The following is a 16815-nucleotide window of genomic DNA, read 5'->3' as shown; positions in this document are numbered from 1 at the left end:
TGTTCTTCTGACGCGACGCCTTACTGCACCGCGCCTCCGTTGAACCACGCGGCGATCTTCTGCCGCTCGGCGTCGGTCATCTGCGTGACGTTGCCAAGCGGCATCGCCTTCAGCGTCACCGCCTGCTGATGCACGCGCTGCGCGTTCTGCCTGATCTCGGCGGGCGTGTCGAGCACGACGCCGGCGGGCGCGCTGCCCATCATCGACGGATGCGCGGAGTGACACGTCGCGCAGCGTTGCTGGATGATCGGCTGAATGTCGGAGACCTTGATCGTCGGGGCGCCAGCGGCTTGCGCGACTGGCACGGTGGGCGCGGGCATCGTCCAGGCAAAGGCGCCGAGCACCAGCACGAGACCCGCGACGGGCATGTACCACAGCACTTGCCCGCGATGCCGCATCACGAAGAACTGACGGATCAGCGCGCCCGCCAGCATGATGAGCACGAGGATCACCCAGTTGTACTTGTGCGTGTAGGTCATCGCGTAGTGGTTCGACAGCATCGCGAAGACGACCGGCAGCGTGAAGTACGTGTTGTGGACCGAGCGCTGCTTGCCGCGCTTGCCGTAGATCGCGTTCGGCGTTTCACCCTTCAGCATCGACGCGACCATCTTGCGCTGCCCCGGAATGATCACGAAGAACACGTTGGCCGACATGATCGTCGCGAGCATTGCGCCCGTGATCAGATACGCCGCACGGCCCGAAAACACGTGACATGCGACGAAAGCCGCGATCAGCACATAGATGCCGACGCAAATGCCCAGCAACTTGTCCTTCGTGCCCAGCAGACGGCACAGCGAGTCATACACGATCCAGCCCGCCAGCAGAAAGCCGATCGCGGACGCCACGGCGACCACCGGTCCCATGTCGAGCACGTTCTTGTCGATGAGATACGTGCTCGGCGACAGCAGATACAGCACGAGGAAGAGACCGAATCCCGACATCCACGTGGTGTATGACGGCCAGAACGACCAGTGCAGGTTTTCGGGCATGTCCTGCGGCGCGACCGAATACTTCTGCATGTGATAGAACCCGCCGCCGTGGACGTGCCAGAAGTCGCCGAACACGCCGCGCCGGCGCGCGTTCGGGTCCTGCGGCGGTTTCAGGCTGTTGTCGAGTGCGACGAAGTAAAACGACTCGCCGATCCACGCGATCGCCACGATCACGTGCAGACAGCGCAAGGCCAGATTGAGCCAGTCGGTGATAAAGCCTTCCATAAACTCCTCCACTACCGATTCGTTATATGCACGCGTGCTGTTCCGTGCCGTGTGTTTCGCCGGTCATCAACTGCCGCGGTAGGTGCTGTACGCCCACGGCGAGACGAGCAGCGGCACGTGGTAATGCGCCGCTGCATCGGCGATACCGAAGCGCAGCACCACGCGATCGACGAAGCGCGGCTCGGGCACTTTGACGCCGTACGCCGCGAAATAATCGCCTGCGTGGAAGACGAGTTCGTATTCGCCCGTTTCGAGTTCCGCGCCTTCGAGCAGCGGGGAATCGCAGCGGCCGTCGTCGTTGGTGAGGGTGGTCTTGATCGCGCGGCGGGTGTCGCCGGTGAGCGCGAACAGCTCGACTTTGATGTTCGCGCCGGGGCGGCCGTGCGCGGTGTCGAGGACGTGGGTGGTGAGCTTGCCCATTCGCATGTTCCTTGTGTTGTGCGATGTCCGGCTCGCGCATCGATCCAGATCCGCACCGGGAAGCGTGCGGCGGCGGCGGATCGAGGCTCCACGTCAGTGGCTACATACCCGTCGGCGTTGTCAGATGCGCGCCGTGTACAGCATTGTAGAAATTTGAGATGCGCCGTGCGCCCGCGATAGGAAAGATAATGCCGGGCGCATGTTTTCGCATGACGGCACACGCGGCGCTCGTCAGGCGATGCTACCTTCGCCAAAAATCGCGCCCATATCGCAGGACTGAAGACGACTATGACGCCTGCCTAATTGCGGCGATGTTTTTGGCTGCGGACAGTGCCAGAGCACGCAGCAATGCGCGTCCCGAAGACGGCGATCGACGCTGGGTAACCGGGATTTTTTGCGGATATCTGGTCCTTTACTCATTGATCGAACCGTCGACGGAGAATCATCGATGCACACACTGCTGGTCAAGAACGCTCACATGCTCGTCACGATGGACGCGGATCGCCGCGAAATCGCCGATGGCGGGCTTTATATCGAAGACAACCGCATCGTCGCCGCCGGACCGACGAGCGAACTGCCTGACACAGCCGACGAGGTGCTCGACATGCGCGGCCATCTCGTCGTGCCGGGCCTCGTCAACACGCATCACCACATGTATCAGAGTCTCACGCGTGCGATTCCCGCCGCGCAAAACGCCGAGCTGTTCGGCTGGCTCACGAATCTCTACAAGGTGTGGGCGCATCTGACGCCCGAGATGATCCACGTATCGACGACGACCGCGATGGCCGAACTGCTGCTCTCGGGCTGCACGACATCCAGCGATCATCTTTACATCTATCCGAACGGCAGCCGGCTCGACGACAGCATCGCGGCCGCGCGCGACATCGGCATGCGCTTTCATGCGGCGCGCGGCAGCATGAGCGTCGGACAGAAGGACGGCGGGTTGCCGCCGGATTCGGTCGTCGAAAAAGAAGACGCGATTCTGAAGGACTCGCAACGCCTGATCGAGACGTATCACGACGAAGGCCGCTACGCGATGCTGCGCGTGGTCGTCGCGCCGTGCTCGCCGTTTTCGGTCAGCCGCGAACTGATGCGCGACAGCGCGACGCTCGCACGTGATTACGGCGTGTCGCTGCACACGCATCTGGCGGAAAACGTAAACGATGTCGCATACAGCCGCGAGAAGTTCGGCATGACGCCCGCCGAATACGCGGAAGACCTCGGCTGGGTCGGTCACGACGTATGGCACGCGCACTGCGTCCAGCTCGACAAGCCGGGCATCGAGCTTTTCGCGCGCACGGGGACGGGCGTCGCGCATTGTCCGTGCTCGAACATGCGGCTTGCGTCCGGCATTGCGCCGATCCGTTCGATGCGCGACGCCGGCGTGCCGGTCGGCCTCGGCGTGGACGGTTCCGCGTCGAACGATGGCGCGCAGATGGTCGGCGAAGTGCGTCAGGCGCTGCTGTTGCAGCGCGTCGGCTTCGGCCCCGGCGCGATGACGGCGCGCGAAGCCCTCGAAATCGCGACGCTGGGCGGCGCTAAAGTGCTCAACCGCGACGACATTGGCGCGCTTGCGCCCGGCATGGCGGCGGACTTCGTATCGTTCGATCTGTCGCAGCCGGCGTTTGCGGGTGCGTTGCACGATCCGGTCGCGGCGCTGGTGTTCTGCGCGCCGTCGCAGGTTGCGACGAGCGTCATCGATGGAAAAGTGGTCGTGAAGGAAGGGCGGCTCGCGACGGTGGACTTGCGCGCGGTCGTCGAGCGGCATAACGCGCTCGCGCGCGATCTCGCGGACCGCGCGCGATAACGCGCTGCACCGTCAGGGCTGATCGATCAGCGACCGCGTGGCTTCCGCGACGAGGCCGCGCAGCCAGCGGACTTCATCCGAATAATGGCAGCGCTCGTGCCACAACTGGTAGTACTGCATCGGAGGAAAGTCGAGCGGCGCGGGCACGACTGCGAGCGGCAGGAACTTCGCGTAGTGATCGGCGAAGAGCCGCGTGGTCGTGAACACGAGGTCCGACTTGATGAGCACGTAAGGCGCGAGATTGAAGTACGGCAGCGTGACGACGACATGGCGCTTGAGCCGCTCGCGCGCCAGATGCACGTCGATTGCTCCGCGTTGTCCGACGGAGTACGGCGTCGGTGCGAGATGCGGCGCGTTGAGGTATTGATCGAGCGTGAGCCCGCCGCGCTTGGCGAACGGATGCGTGTTGCTGACGAGACACACGATCTTGTCGACGAACAGATTCGACAGATGCAGTTGCTCGGGCGGCTCGGGCCAGTTGCCGACGACGATATCGAGCTTGCCGTCTTCCAGCGCGAGTTCGTAGTCGAACGCCGGCCCGAGCGAATGGAACTCCAGCGTCGCGTTCGGCGCGGCCAGGCGGAAGCGTTCGACGACGGTCGGCACGAACAGCACATTCAGATAGTCCGGGCAGCCGATGCGATAGCAGCGCACGGACGTCGACGGATCGAAGTTATGTTGCTGAACCTTGATGCGCTCGATTTCGCGCAAGGCGTTTTGAGTCGGTTCCAGGAGGCGCAGGCCGTATTCGGTGGGCACCATGCCGGACTTGCCGCGCACGAGAAGCGGGTCGCCGGTGATGTCGCGCAGCCGGCGCAGCGCGGCGCTGATGGCGGGTTGTGACTGGTTGAGCTTGACGGCCGCGCGGGTGACGCTGCGCTCCATCAGCAAGGTATGCAAGACGCGCAATAAGTACGTATCGATCGCCTCGCGTTGCTGACTCATGTTATCTCCACTATATGTTCTGGCTGATCGATGCAGGGGTGCACCATATGTTTTTTAATATGACAGAAACATGGCGTCAAGGTGTGACTAACCCGCGATGATGGGCTGGGCGGGGAGCCGCGTGTATTTTGAGTGATCGACTTCGTGTCCCGAATTCTGTAAATTCTGCCCGCGGCATGAAACTGCGCGACGTTCCCAGGGTCGTTCGCTGTCGCGGTAATTTTTCCAGTCCGGCCTGCTCGGTGGCCGGGCGCACTCTCTGAACTCAATGGGCGACGCCATTTCGAAGTCGATGACGCCACCGCGCCTGGCGTTGTCCGGCATCAGCAAGCAGTATCCGTCCGTGCGGGCGAACGACGGCGTGAACCTCGTCGTCATGCCGGGCGAGATTCACGCCGTGCTCGGCGAGAACGGCGCGGGCAAATCCACGCTGATGAAGATCATCTACGGCGCGGTGCGCCCGGATGAAGGCGAGATTCGCTGGCAGGGCGAACCGGTCGAAATCGGCAGTCCGGCGGCGGCGCGCAAGCTCGGCATCGGCATGGTGTTTCAGCACTTTTCGCTGTTCGAGACGCTGACCGTCGCTGAAAACATCGCGCTCGCGCTCGACGACAAGTTCGACATGAAGGCGCTGTCGAAGCGCATCCGTGAGGTATCGGCGGACTATGGGCTCGATGTCGATCCGCAGCGGCACGTTCACAGCCTGACGGTCGGCGAGCGTCAGCGCGTGGAGATCGTGCGCTGCCTGTTGCAGAATCCGCGTCTGCTCATCATGGACGAACCGACGTCCGTGCTCACGCCGCAAGCCGTTCAAAAGCTCTTCACGGTCCTGCGCCGGCTCGCGGCGGAGGGCTGCAGCATCCTCTATATCAGCCACAAGCTCGACGAGATCCAGTCGCTTTGCGAGAACGCCACCGTGATGCGCGGCGGCCGCGTGACCGGCAACGTCGATCCGCGCCAGGAAACGCACGCGTCGCTCGCGCAACTGATGGTCGGCCACAGCCTGCCCGATTACACGCGTCGCGCGCATACGCCGGGCGATGTGCTGCTCGCGGTGAAGAATCTATCCGTGGCGAGCCCCGATCCGTTCGGCACGTCGCTGGAAAACGTGTCGTTCGGGGTGCGGGCGGGCGAGATTTTCGGCATCGCCGGGGTGTCGGGCAACGGCCAGGCGGAGTTGCTCTCGGCGCTGTCGGGGGAAATCCGCGATCGTCGCGCCGCCCCCGATGCCGTCGCCATCTGCGGCACGCCCGCCGCGCGGCTTACCGCGGGCGCGCGCCGGCGGCTCGGCTTTGCGTTCGTGCCCGAAGAACGCCTCGGACGCGGCGCGGTTCCGGCGATGTCGCTTGCCGATAACGGCTTGCTGACCGCGCATCGTCAAAAGCTGGTGCGCGGCGGGTGGATCAAATCGAACGCCGTGAAAGCATTCGCCGACCGCTGCATCGAAGCATTCGACGTGCGTTGCGGCGGCAGCGGTGCGCTCGCTCAAAGTCTTTCGGGCGGCAACTTGCAGAAGTTCATCGTCGGGCGCGAGATATTGCAGGCGCCGAAGGTGCTCGTCGTCGCGCAACCGACGTGGGGCGTCGATGTCGGCGCGGCCGGTTTCATCCGCCAGCAGTTGCTCGATCTCGCGGCGCGGGGCGTCGCCATTCTCGTGATCTCCGAGGAACTCGAAGAACTCTTCGACATCTGCGACCGACTCGCCGTCCTTGCGCGCGGCAAGCTCTCGCCGGTGCGCGCGACGGGCGAGACCAACGCCGAGGAAATCGGCCTCTTCATGGCGGGCCTCTTCGACGGCAAGCGCTCCGCCGCCGCCGAATCCGACTCCTTGAGCCACAAAGCATGATCTTTCCCTATCGACTCGAAGCGCGCCCGACGCCGTCGCGCGTCATGCAACTCGCCGTGCCCGTGATCGCCGCAGTCGCGACGCTCGTCATCGGCTTTCTAATTTTCAGTGTGGTCGGCCAGGACCCGCTGCGTGCGATGCATGCGTTCTTCATCGAACCGCTCTCGAACGTGAACGGCTGGTCGGAGCTGGTGCTGAAGGCGTCGCCGCTGTGTCTGATCGGGCTCGGGCTTGCTGTCGGCTATCGCGCGAACGTGTGGAACATCGGCGCGGAAGGGCAGATGCTGCTTGGCGGGATCGTCGCGGGCGGCATTGCGATTCATGCCGGCGATGCCTCCGGCTGGTGGACGCTGCCGCTGATGATGGCGGGCGGCGTCGCGGGCGGCATGGCCTGGGCCGCGATTCCCGCGCTGCTGAAAAGCCGCTTCAACACCAACGAGATTCTCACCAGCCTGATGCTGACCTATGTCGCGACGCAGTTGCTCATCTATCTGGTGAGCGGTCCGTGGCGCGACCCAGAAGGCATGAATTTTCCGATCTCCGCGATGTTCGTTGACGATGCGCTGTTTCCGCGCCTCTACGGCGACTGGCACTGGATCTGGCTCAAGGGCACGCGCATCAATGCATCGGTGTTTCTCGCGGCGATCGCGGTGCCGCTCGTCTGGCTTTTCATGCGCAAGAGTTTCGCGGGCTTCCGGATGAACGTCGGCGGTCTCGCGCCGCTCGCCGCGCGTTACGCGGGCTTCTCCGACAAGAAGACGATCTGGACGTCGCTCCTCTTGTCGGGCGGCCTTGCGGGGCTTGCCGGCATGGGCGAAGTGGCTGGCCCGATCGGGCAGCTTCAGGCGAGTTGGTCGCCGGGCTATGGCTTCACGGCGATCATCGTCGTGTTTGTCGGACGGCTGCATCCGGTCGGCATCGTGCTCGCCAGTCTCTTGATGGCGCTGCTCTATCTCGGCGGCGAAGCGGTGCAAACGTCGCTGCAGTTGCCGCAGGCGCTGGCAGGCGTGTTCCAGGGCCTGCTGCTGTTCTGCCTGCTCGGCTGCGATCTGTTCGTCAATTACCGCATCCGGCGTCGCACGCCCGCGCATCACGTCGCTTAAGAGAGAAGAAGATGGACATCAACCAAGCCAGCAATCTCGCGTCGAGTGCGGTCGTCGCGGCCATTCCGCTGATGTTCGCGGGCGCGGGCGAGCTCGTCGCGGAGAAATCGGGCGTGCTCAACCTCGGCGTCGAGGGAATGATGTTGATGGGCGCGGTCACCGGTTACGCCGTCACGGCGATCACCGGCAACCCGTGGCTCGGCATCGGCGCATCGGTGTTCGCAGGACTCGCGATGGCGCTGCTCTTCGGCTTTCTCACCATCACGATGCTCGCGAATCAGGTCGCGACGGGCCTGTCGCTCACGATCTTCGGCATCGGCTTCTCCGCGTACGTCGGCAAGCCGTACACGTCGGCGGCGGTGCGCGCCGGTATCGACGTGATGCCGATTCCGGGCCTCTCCAGCATTCCCGTGCTCGGCCCCGCGATCTTCTCGCTGACGCCGCTCGGCTACCTTGCGTTCGCGATGTTCGCGCTGATCGGCTGGTTTCTGTACAAGACGCGTGCGGGGCTCGTGCTGCGCTCGGTCGGCGAATCGCCGGCGGTCGCGCATTCGGTGGGCTTTCCAGTGGTCGGCGTGCGTTACGGCGCGACCCTCTTCGGCGGAGCGATGGCCGGCATCGCGGGCGGCTATTACTCCATCGTCTATCTGCACGTCTGGCAGGAGCAGTTGACGTCGGGACGCGGCTGGATTGCGCTTGCGCTCGTCGTGTTCGCGACATGGCGGCCCGGGCGGCTGCTCATCGGCGCGCTGCTCTTCGGCGCGGTGATGGCGCTCCAGTTCTACGCACAGGCCATCGGCGTGCCGGTGCCGACGCAGTTTCTCGCGATGCTGCCGTATATCGCGACCATCGTCGTGCTCGTGCTGATTTCGCGCAATCCGAACACGATCAAGCTCAACGCGCCGGCATCGCTCGGCAAGCCGTTTTTCGCGGCCAGTTGATGGGCCAGGGTTTTTTGGTTTTCTGCATGCGGTCTTTTGCATGCAACGCGCCGCATGCAAAGAACCATTTCGTGAACTGCGCGCGGTGCCGTTGCGGGCACGCCGCATCGCATGCCGGCGCTATCGCCGCGTTTTTTGACAGAACAAACTTCAAGCGAACCGTTTCTGTGTTGCATACAACATTCACGAGGAGAATCACGCAATGAATAAAGCAGGACTGAAGGCGATCACGGCCACGGTCGCGCTGTCCGCGACTCTCGCGGCGGCGAGCGCGCAGGCCGCGGACGCCCCGGGCGTCGCATTCGTTTATCTCGGCAATCCGGGCGATGCGGGCTGGACGTTCGCGCACGACGCCGGCACGAAGGAAGCCGAAGCGAAGTACGGCAGCAAGATCAAGATCACGCGCGTCGAGAACGTTCCGGAATCGGCGGACTCCGAGCGCGTCTTCCGCGATCTCGCGAACAAGGGCAACAAGGTCATCTTCGCGACCAGCTTCGGCTATCAGGATTTCGCGCTGAAAGTGGCGAAGGACTTCCCGGATACGGTCTTCCTGTCGGCGACCGGCTTCAAGAAAGCGAAGAACTTCGGCACGTACGACGTGCGCATGTATCAGGGCGCATATCTGGCAGGCGTCGCTGCCGGCTACGTGACGAAGACCAACACGCTCGGCTTCGTCGCATCGGTGCCGATTCCCGAAGTCGTCCGCAACATCAACGCATACACGATGGGCGCGCGTTCGGTGAATCCGAAGGTCCACACGAAGGTCATCTGGATCAACAGCTGGTTCGATCCGGGCAAGGAAAAGCAGGCGGCTGAAACGCTGATCGGGCAGGGCGCGGACGTGCTGTTGCAGAACACCGATTCCAACGCCACGCTCAATACCGCGAACGAAAAGCACGTCTACGCGTTCGGCTGGGATTCGAACATGAAGAAGTTCGGCCCGAACGCCCATCTCGGCTCCGTGGTCGCGCACTGGGGCGTGTACTACAGCGACGTGATCCAGAAGGTCCTGGACGGCAAGTGGAAGAACGATCCGGTCTGGCTCGGCATCCCGCAAAAGGCCGTGGACCTGGAAGACCTGAACAGCGGCGCGATTCCGGCGAAGGCGATGCAGGCTGTCGCTGCAAAGCGCGAAGAACTGCACACGGGCAAGTGGGATGTGTTCAGCGGTCCGATCAAGGACCAGTCGGGCGCGGAGAAGGTGCCGGCCGGCAAGACGCTGTCCGATCCGGAATTGCAGCGGATCAACTGGTACGTGGAAGGCGTGGACGGCTCGCTGCCGAAGTAAGCGGCTGTTGTTCTCTCGCCAAACGACAAACCGCGCCCATGGGGCGCGGTTTTTTCTTGATAGCGGTCGAGAAAACGCTCGAGTTCAGTCTTCGATGCGCAGACCGACCTTGATCGTCACCTGCCAGTGCAGTACCTGACCGTTTTCGATGTGTCCGCGTGTTTCCGTCACTTCGAACCAATGCATGTTGCGCAACGTCTTCGATGCCTTCGCCAGCGCGACGCGCACGGCGTCATCGCTCGACTGCGTCGACGAGCCAGTGAGTTCGATCTGCTTATAGACGTGTTCCGTCATGATGTTCTCCTTGTGATGTGTCCGAAGCCGCAACGCAGCAAGACACGCGCCACGCCGAAGAAAACCAGCCGCGCGAACGCGCCGCTGCCGTGCCCCGGTTCACGGGGCACAACGACGACGAACAACGGGGAAATCGGTCCGACAAGCGCTACCGCAGCGGACGCGAAGCCGCGTCGCCGGCGTCCTGACGGCGCGTGCCCCGGCGCGTGCGCGCCGTTGCCGTCGCACCGAACTCGCTCAGAATCTGCGTGCGGGCGCGGCTTGCGAATACAAGGAAACCGAACCCGTTCGCCTCATACCAGTAGCCGCCGTTCTCGAGCCCGTCGAGCGGCTGCTCCAGTGCATTCGTGATGGATTCGACGCAGCGCCTGTGCAGCTCGTCGATGGCCGGATAGGGCGGCTGGGCGCCGCGCACGCTGCACAGCAGGACATCGAGTCCCGGCAGTACGTGTGCATAGAGCACCGGTTCGTCCTGCGCGCGAGCGCGTGCAATCTTGGTATCCAGCTGGCCGAACGGCTTGAAATGCCGCAGCACGGCGAGAAACGATTCATCGCCATCGGCCTTCACGCGTCTACGCTTTTTCGGGAAGGACATAAAAATTCGCCTGAAAAAGAATTGCAGAAAACGCAGCGTCCTCATGCGGCCACTCCCGTCTTGCGTGCCGCACGTCGATCTTTTATAGCGCATCGATGTGATCAGGTCACGGTGAATCGGGCCGTCGAGACATGCGCCCGGCTGGTTGCCGATGCGCACGTGACGCGCACGAATCGTGCCGATGACCTTGGCGGCCCGCTGGTATCCCCTCGGCATTCCCCTATGGGTGTCGATCTGACTTCTGTCTCAATAATAGACCTGCTGCTAGCCGTGCGAATAGCCTTCGCGAAGAAAAAAGCGGCCGTACGAACGAAGCGGCGCGCACCTGAGAGGCACGCGCCGCGAGGGGATCAGCGAGTCAAGGCGCGCGAAGCGCCGTAAGGCGGGAATATCCGGCTAGACGCGCGGCGATTTCTTGAGCTCATCGCGGATTTCGCGCAGCAGCAGCACGTCTTCCGGCGTCGCGGCGGGCGCGGTTTGTTCAGGCTTGCGCAGATTGTTGATGAACCTGACCATCATGAAGATGATGAACGCGAGGATGATGAAGTTGATCAGCACGGTGATGAACGAGCCGTAGCCGAACACCGCGACGCCCGCCGTCTGCAAGTCCTTGTACGAATCGGGGTTGCCTTTGAAAGTCGGGGGGATGTGACCGAGCCGGACGAATAGATTCGAGAAGTCGAGGCCGCCGGTCGCGAGCCCGACGACCGGCATGATCAGATCCTTCACGACGGAGTTCACGATCGTCGAAAACGCACCGCCGATGATCACCCCGACCGCGAGGTCCATCACGTTGCCCTTGAGAGCGAAGTTCTTGAATTCCTGGATCATGCTCATGCGCGGCTTTCTCCTTTTAAAGTCCGAAACGATTGATATGAGCGACACCGCCGGGGCGCGGCCATGCACGTTGCATCGTTGCGTGGCCTCGCCATGATAGTCAATCGAGCCACGAGCCGCCGGTTTCGGGCCGGCGCGTCGGCGAGTCGACCGGTCGTCAGGCCGCTTTGACTCGCCCGACGCTGATTGCCGCGCAAAACGCCGCGTGATCCGCCACGGTCTGCGCGCCATAGCGTTCGGCCCACATCGCGTAGGCGGCGTCGAGCCGGTCGGAGCTGCCGCAATAGCCGGCGATGAGCGCGGCGTCGCCGGTGCGGGCGTGCGCGCGGGCGAGCAGCAGTCCGAGGCACCACGCGTAGAAGTCGAAGGTCGCGCCGTGCAGCCAGTCGACGGGAATGGAGCCGCGAATCTGCTTCATCTGGCGTACGTAGAAATCGCGCCCGGCGATGGTCGTCCAGCCGAGCAGCGGATCGGACGAGCTTTGCAACAGCCGTTGTCCATGCACGACGCGCCTGCCCTGGTGACGATACGGCTCCTCGAGCGGCGGCACGAAGGGCGCGGCGGCCGGCACGATGCCTTCCTTCACCTGAATGAACAGCGGATCGCCGAGCGCGCGGCCGAGCATCAGCACGAGATACGCACGCGTGCCGACACTGCCGACGCCGACCACGCGATGCGCGACATCGACGACGTCGTACCGTTCGAGCATCATGCGCCACTCGCCCGCGATGGTCTGCAGGTAAGCCTTGAGACCGTCGATGACGTGGTTCTTCTCGGCGGCGTCGAGCCTGGTGAGGATCGGCGGATCGACGATGAAGCGCCAGCTTTTGCCGACCGGCTCCGCGACCTTGGCGAGCATCGTCGCGTGCGAGCGTTTCATCGCGCGCTCGACGGTTTTCTGCACGGTGGCCTTTTCGTCGTCGGTGAGCGCGGTCGGTGCATCGATGTGCAGCGCGCTCGCATACGAGCGCATGTTCCAGAGATCGTAAGGACTCACGCGCCAGAGCTTTTCCATCGTGGTTCGATACGCCGCGCACGCCGAGCGCACCGCACGGTCGCGCCCCGGCATATCGACGCCATTTTCCCGGGCCGCGACGTTGATGCTCGCGGTCAGACGCTTGAGGTCCCATTCCCACGGACCGACGAGCGTCTCGTCGAAATCGTTCAGATCGAACACGACGTCCTGACGCGGCGTGCGAAAAAGCCCGAAATTATTAATGTGTGCGTCGCCGTCGATGATGACGTTGTGCCCGATCGACGGCGATCGCGCGAGATCCCACGCCATCACGGTCGCCGAGCCGCGCAGGAACGCGAACGGCGATTCGGCCATGCGCGCCATGCGCAGCGGCAGCAGGCGTTCCTGTCGTCCCGCGTTGCCCGCGAGGACGCGCTCCACGGGATCGGGGCGATCCGGCTCCGGCTGCCAGGCGCCGTGCGCGTCGAACGGAACGGCGTCGCGCAGCGCGCGGCCGGCCGCCCGGCTTTGCTCGGCGGTGCCGGCGGCGGTTGTCGTGGAGATGGAGCTGAGGCGCGTGGACAAGCGTGTTCTCCTGCGGCGAGCGATGAAACGGAAGGCGCAGCATGTATCGCGCCAGTCGCGGTGAAAACGCCGGGTACGGAGCTTGCTCACTGCTGACCCGATCGACAACACACGAAGTAAGCCCATTTCGCCGTGCAATGCGGCTGACTCTTTCCCGACGCCGTGCGCGTCATCTCATCGAACTATCATCTCATGCCGAACGAATATCGCATTGCCGAAGGCTCCCCGTTTCCGCTCGGCGCGACGTGGGACGGAAAGGGCGTGAACTTCGCCCTGTTCTCCGCGAACGCAACCAAGGTCGAACTCTGCCTCTTCGACGAAAAGGGCGAACAGGAAACGCAGCGCATCGAACTGCCCGAGTACACCGACGAAGTGTGGCACGTCTACGTGCAGGGCCTCGCGCCCGGCGCCGTTTATGGCTATCGCGTGCATGGCCCGTACGAGCCGGAAGCCGGCCATCGTTTCAATCCGAACAAGCTGCTGCTCGATCCGTACGCGAAGGCGCATGTCGGCGAGCTGAAGTGGGACCCGGCCGTGTTCGGCTACACGCTCAACGCGGAAGGCGACGATCTCACCTTCGACGAACGCGACAGCGCGCCGTTCATGCAGAAGTGCCAGGTCGTCGATCAGAACTTCACCTGGACGCACGCGACGCGCGCACGCGTGCCGTGGGAACACACGATCTTCTACGAAACCCATGTGCGCGGTTATACGAAGCGGCATCCGGCGGTTCCGGAGCACATGCGCGGCACGTTCGAAGGGCTCGGACAGAAGGAAGTGGTCGACTACATCAAGAGCCTGGGCGTGACGTCGGTCGAACTGCTGCCGATCCACGCGTTCGTGAACGACAGCTATCTGCTCGACAAGGGCCTCACGAACTACTGGGGCTATAACACGATCGGCTTCTTCGCGGCTGATCCGCGCTTCTTTGCGCGCGGCGCGGGCGTCGTCGCCGAATTCAAGGAAATGGTCGACCGGCTGCACGAGGCCGGGCTCGAAGTGATTCTCGACGTGGTCTACAACCACACCGCCGAAGGCAACGAGCGCGGGCCGACGCTGTCGTTCCGGGGTATCGACAACGCGTCATACTACCGGTTGATGCCGGAGCAGTCGCGCTACTACATCAACGATACCGGCACCGGCAACACGCTCAATCTCTCGCATCCGCGCGTGCTGCAGATGGTCACCGACAGCCTGCGCTACTGGGTGACGGAGATGAACGTCGACGGCTTCCGCTTCGATCTCGCGACGATTCTGGGCCGCGAGCCGTACGGTTTCGACGAAGGCGGCGGGTTCCTCGACAGTTGCCGGCAAGACCCGATTCTTTCGAGCGTCAAGCTCATCGCGGAGCCGTGGGATTGCGGTCCCGGCGGCTATCAGGTCGGCGGATTCCCGCCGGGCTGGGCGGAATGGAACGACCGTTATCGCGATACCGTGCGCGGCTTCTGGAAGGGCGACGAGGGCGAAGCAGCGGACCTCGCGAAGCGCATCACCGCGTCCGGCGACAAATTCAACAAGCGCGGGCGTCGTCCGTGGGCGAGCGTGAACTTCATCACCGCACACGACGGCTTCACGCTCAACGACCTCGTCTCCTACAACGAAAAGCATAACGAGGCGAACGGCGAGGACAACAAGGACGGCCATTCGGACAACAAGTCGTGGAACTGCGGCGTCGAAGGCCCGACCGACGACCCGGAAATCCGCACCTTGCGCGAACGCCAGAAGCGCAATCTGCTCGCGACGCTGCTGTTTTCGCAAGGCACGCCGATGGTTCTCGCCGGCGACGAATTCGGCCGCACGCAGCAAGGCAACAACAACGCGTACTGTCAGGACAACGAGATCAGCTGGGTCAACTGGGACATCGACGACGACGGCCGCGCGCTGACCGAGTTCGTCCGCAAGCTGACAACGCTGCGCCACACGCTGCCGGTGCTGCGCCGCCAGCGTTTCCTGACGGGTGCGTATCGCGAGGACATGGATGTCGCCGACGTGAAGTGGCTGAGTCCGAGCGGCGATACGCTCACGCCCGAGCAATGGGACGATCCGGGCATGCGCTGCTTCGGGCTCGTCATCGATGGCCGCGCGCAGGCGACGGGCATCCGCAAGCCGGCATCGGACGCGACGCTGCTGCTGGTGATGAACGCGTATCACGATGTCGTCGACTTCACGTTGCCGGATATCCCCGGGCCGGACCAGTGGAGCTGTCTGATCGATACGAACGCGCCGATCCGCGAGGAACTGCCGACATTCGAAGCCGGCGAGGTGTATCAGGTGACGGGCCGCTCGCTGCTGTTGTTCGCGCTTCAGGCGCGCGGCGCGACGCAGCGGATCATCGAAGGGCTGGAAGAAGCGCTGACGGATGAAGTGCCGCCGGAGCAGGGCGAGGGCAAGTCGGGCGGTTGAGGCGTCCGTCGATTGTTATCATGCGATCTTTGCGATCGCAGCGGGGCGGCGAAAGCCGCCCTTGTTTTTTTCGATGTCTCTTTCAGGCACTGCCGCATGATGCTTCAGACTGTGCTGGGCGTAGCGAACTGGGATCAGCTCGAGCGCATCTGGGAGTTCATCGTCGGCTTCTTCAAATTTCTTTGGGCGCTGCTGCGCTTTCTCGGCGGCGGTTGAACCGCTCGCCGCAAAGTGAAAGGCCCCGTAAAAACGGGGCCTTTGCTCGATGTGACGCGGTTCAGTCGATGGAGACGGTCAGGAGTCGCGCCAGTTGTCGTCGTTGCTGCCGAGGTCGACGCCTCCGCCGCTATTGTCGTTCCAGTCGTTGGAGCCAGTGCCCAAATCGAGGCCGCCTCCGCCTCCGCCGGCGTCACCAAGACCGTTGTTGCCGAAGTCGAAGCCACCGTTGCCGCCATCATTGCGTTGCTCGACCGGAACATCGCGCTCGATCACACGATCACGCCCGTGCGAGAGCGCCTGGCCCAGCAACACACCGGTCAGAAGCCCGCCCATGCCGCCGCCGAAACCGCCGCCGCCTTGCTGGATGATGACGGGCGGCTGCTGTCCCTGCTGCGGATACGGCGCCTGTTGTCCCTGTTGCGGATACGGCTGCTGCTGGTAGCGCCCGAATCGATCGGCTTCCTGGGCGTACGGCGACGGTCCCGCCGAGCCCGGCTGAGCCGCGTTCGGATCGGGCCGGCCTTCCGCGCGCGCCTTGAGACTTTCCACCTGATTGGCGAGATCCTCGATCGCGTACGGCGGCACTGGATTCTTCGAGTTCGACAGCGCTTCGACCATCTCGCGCAACTGCGCCTCCGTGCCTTCGACGTCGCGCAGCAGCGCTTCGTGGCCCGGCGCGGTGGACAGTTTCACGTCGAGCTTCAAAGTGCGCACGTCGTTCAGCAGTTCGGTCGCGCGCTTCATTTGCCCGCGGCGATCGTCGTCGGCGCGGCCATCGTCGCGGGCGCGGGCGCGACGCAGCCCCCAGCGCAACACGAGCGCAATCGCGCCGATGAGAACGGCGAGGCCGATCCACATGCCCATCGACGGTCCATGCGACTGGGGCGCCGCCGCCTGTCCCGGATTGAACGGGTTCTGCGTAGCGGAGCCGTTCGAGCTGCGATTCGTCGTCGTGTTCGTATTGGTGCTGGCGCGGCTGGCGTCGTTGCGGATACGCGCCTCGGTCGACGCGAACCGCGACGGGTCCGTGAACTTGATGGAAGGATCGAGCGATCTCGCCTGTTGCAGGTGCGAGAGCGCATCGCTATAGCGGCCTTCGCGATCGAGCACCTGTGCGTACAGATAATGCGCGTGGGCGTTGTTCGGATGCGCTTCGAGCACTTCGCTCAATTGCGCATCGGCTTGCCGCCAGTTGTTCTGCGTCATCGATTGCTCGACCTGCTGCGCCGTCGGCACCGCAAACGCGAGCGGCGACGCGACGGACAGCGCGATGGACATCGATAAGGCCAGAGCCGTCAGAGTTTTTTTCATGAGCGGGCCGGACGCGATAAACGCCCGTCTCCATTGTCGACCGGAGCATTCC

14 protein-coding genes are annotated in these 16815 nt (G+C 63.7%); 6 read left to right on the top strand and 8 right to left on the bottom strand.

What is annotated here, in order from left to right:
• Positions 1-20 precede the first annotated feature (20 nt).
• A complete protein-coding gene (locus tag LDZ21_RS07650; protein ID WP_244792475.1) occupies positions 21-1214 on the bottom strand; it encodes a urate hydroxylase PuuD in 1194 nt (397 codons plus the stop codon).
• Between the two features lie 66 nt (positions 1215-1280).
• The gene (gene uraH, locus LDZ21_RS07645) at positions 1281-1634 is read right to left on the bottom strand and encodes a hydroxyisourate hydrolase (protein WP_244792472.1); all 354 of its coding nucleotides are present in this window, start codon (positions 1632-1634) and stop codon (positions 1281-1283) included.
• Positions 1635-2082: 448 nt separating this feature from the next.
• Here uraH and LDZ21_RS07640 point away from each other — a divergent pair, with 448 nt between their 5' ends.
• Positions 2083-3441, top strand: coding sequence for an 8-oxoguanine deaminase (locus LDZ21_RS07640; RefSeq protein WP_244792470.1), 1359 nt, complete (start codon positions 2083-2085; stop codon positions 3439-3441).
• 12 nt (positions 3442-3453) lie between these two features.
• Here the strand turns inward: LDZ21_RS07640 and LDZ21_RS07635 are convergent, their stop codons facing one another.
• Positions 3454-4386, bottom strand: a complete 933-nt coding sequence (locus tag LDZ21_RS07635; RefSeq protein WP_035969423.1) for a LysR substrate-binding domain-containing protein — start codon at positions 4384-4386, stop codon at positions 3454-3456.
• A 268-nt stretch (positions 4387-4654) separates the two neighbouring features.
• Between LDZ21_RS07635 and LDZ21_RS07630 the strand changes: the two genes are divergently transcribed.
• From LDZ21_RS07630 to LDZ21_RS07615, 4 genes are all read left to right on the top strand, one after another.
• Positions 4655-6232 carry an ABC transporter ATP-binding protein gene (locus tag LDZ21_RS07630; RefSeq protein WP_244792468.1) on the top strand — a complete coding sequence of 526 codons (1578 nt, stop codon included), beginning with the start codon at positions 4655-4657 and terminating at the stop codon, positions 6230-6232.
• The gene (locus LDZ21_RS07625) at positions 6229-7335 is read left to right on the top strand and encodes an ABC transporter permease (protein ID WP_244792466.1); all 1107 of its coding nucleotides are present in this window, start codon (positions 6229-6231) and stop codon (positions 7333-7335) included. The genes LDZ21_RS07630 and LDZ21_RS07625 overlap by 4 nt, the downstream gene beginning before the upstream one ends.
• Before the next feature lie 11 nt (positions 7336-7346).
• The gene (locus tag LDZ21_RS07620) at positions 7347-8276 is read left to right on the top strand and encodes an ABC transporter permease (RefSeq protein WP_035970622.1); all 930 of its coding nucleotides are present in this window, start codon (positions 7347-7349) and stop codon (positions 8274-8276) included.
• A 202-nt stretch (positions 8277-8478) separates the two neighbouring features.
• Positions 8479-9564: a BMP family ABC transporter substrate-binding protein gene (locus LDZ21_RS07615; protein ID WP_244792464.1), complete on the top strand. Its 1086-nt coding sequence runs from the start codon at positions 8479-8481 to the stop codon at positions 9562-9564.
• A gap of 84 nt (positions 9565-9648) precedes the next feature.
• Here LDZ21_RS07615 and LDZ21_RS07610 read toward each other — a convergent pair whose 3' ends face one another.
• From LDZ21_RS07610 to LDZ21_RS07595, 4 genes are all read right to left on the bottom strand, one after another.
• The gene (locus LDZ21_RS07610) at positions 9649-9858 is read right to left on the bottom strand and encodes a dodecin (RefSeq protein WP_035970618.1); all 210 of its coding nucleotides are present in this window, start codon (positions 9856-9858) and stop codon (positions 9649-9651) included.
• A 148-nt stretch (positions 9859-10006) separates the two neighbouring features.
• Positions 10007-10498, bottom strand: a complete 492-nt coding sequence (locus LDZ21_RS07605; protein ID WP_035970630.1) for a hypothetical protein — start codon at positions 10496-10498, stop codon at positions 10007-10009.
• Positions 10499-10849: 351 nt separating this feature from the next.
• Complete coding sequence (gene mscL, locus LDZ21_RS07600) at positions 10850-11290, bottom strand: large conductance mechanosensitive channel protein MscL (protein ID WP_244792462.1); 441 nt, start codon at positions 11288-11290, stop codon at positions 10850-10852.
• 157 nt (positions 11291-11447) lie between these two features.
• A complete protein-coding gene (locus tag LDZ21_RS07595) occupies positions 11448-12830 on the bottom strand; it encodes a DUF2252 domain-containing protein (RefSeq protein WP_244792460.1) in 1383 nt (460 codons plus the stop codon).
• A 192-nt stretch (positions 12831-13022) separates the two neighbouring features.
• Between LDZ21_RS07595 and glgX the strand changes: the two genes are divergently transcribed.
• Positions 13023-15233, top strand: a complete 2211-nt coding sequence (gene glgX, locus LDZ21_RS07590; protein ID WP_244792458.1) for a glycogen debranching protein GlgX — start codon at positions 13023-13025, stop codon at positions 15231-15233.
• Between the two features lie 294 nt (positions 15234-15527).
• On the opposite strand, the gene LDZ21_RS07585 is transcribed toward glgX, so the two are convergent.
• Positions 15528-16763: a tetratricopeptide repeat protein gene (locus LDZ21_RS07585; RefSeq protein ID WP_244792456.1), complete on the bottom strand. Its 1236-nt coding sequence runs from the start codon at positions 16761-16763 to the stop codon at positions 15528-15530.
• Positions 16764-16815 lie beyond the last annotated feature (52 nt).

Source organism: Caballeronia grimmiae, from assembly GCF_022879615.1.
In the GTDB taxonomy this organism is placed as follows: domain Bacteria; phylum Pseudomonadota; class Gammaproteobacteria; order Burkholderiales; family Burkholderiaceae; genus Caballeronia; species Caballeronia grimmiae.
Note: the sequence above shows the minus strand (reverse complement) of the source record. Positions and strands in the feature narration are given on the sequence as shown.

Bases quoted from the DNA above. Each gene is read 5' to 3' on its own strand.
- LDZ21_RS07650 (WP_244792475.1), bottom strand. From the start codon at position 1,214: ATGGAAGGCTTTATCACCGACTGGCTCAATCTGGCCTTGCGCTGTCTG.
- uraH (WP_244792472.1), bottom strand. From the start codon at position 1,634: ATGGGCAAGCTCACCACCCACGTCCTCGACACCGCGCACGGCCGCCCC.
- LDZ21_RS07640 (WP_244792470.1), top strand. From the start codon at position 2,083: ATGCACACACTGCTGGTCAAGAACGCTCACATGCTCGTCACGATGGAC.
- LDZ21_RS07635 (WP_035969423.1), bottom strand. From the start codon at position 4,386: ATGAGTCAGCAACGCGAGGCGATCGATACGTACTTATTGCGCGTCTTG.
- LDZ21_RS07630 (WP_244792468.1), top strand. From the start codon at position 4,655: ATGGGCGACGCCATTTCGAAGTCGATGACGCCACCGCGCCTGGCGTTG.
- LDZ21_RS07625 (WP_244792466.1), top strand. From the start codon at position 6,229: ATGATCTTTCCCTATCGACTCGAAGCGCGCCCGACGCCGTCGCGCGTC.
- LDZ21_RS07620 (WP_035970622.1), top strand. From the start codon at position 7,347: ATGGACATCAACCAAGCCAGCAATCTCGCGTCGAGTGCGGTCGTCGCG.
- LDZ21_RS07615 (WP_244792464.1), top strand. From the start codon at position 8,479: ATGAATAAAGCAGGACTGAAGGCGATCACGGCCACGGTCGCGCTGTCC.
- LDZ21_RS07610 (WP_035970618.1), bottom strand. From the start codon at position 9,858: ATGACGGAACACGTCTATAAGCAGATCGAACTCACTGGCTCGTCGACG.
- LDZ21_RS07605 (WP_035970630.1), bottom strand. From the start codon at position 10,498: ATGAGGACGCTGCGTTTTCTGCAATTCTTTTTCAGGCGAATTTTTATG.
- mscL (WP_244792462.1), bottom strand. From the start codon at position 11,290: ATGAGCATGATCCAGGAATTCAAGAACTTCGCTCTCAAGGGCAACGTG.
- glgX (WP_244792458.1), top strand. From the start codon at position 13,023: ATGCCGAACGAATATCGCATTGCCGAAGGCTCCCCGTTTCCGCTCGGC.
- LDZ21_RS07585 (WP_244792456.1), bottom strand. From the start codon at position 16,763: ATGAAAAAAACTCTGACGGCTCTGGCCTTATCGATGTCCATCGCGCTG.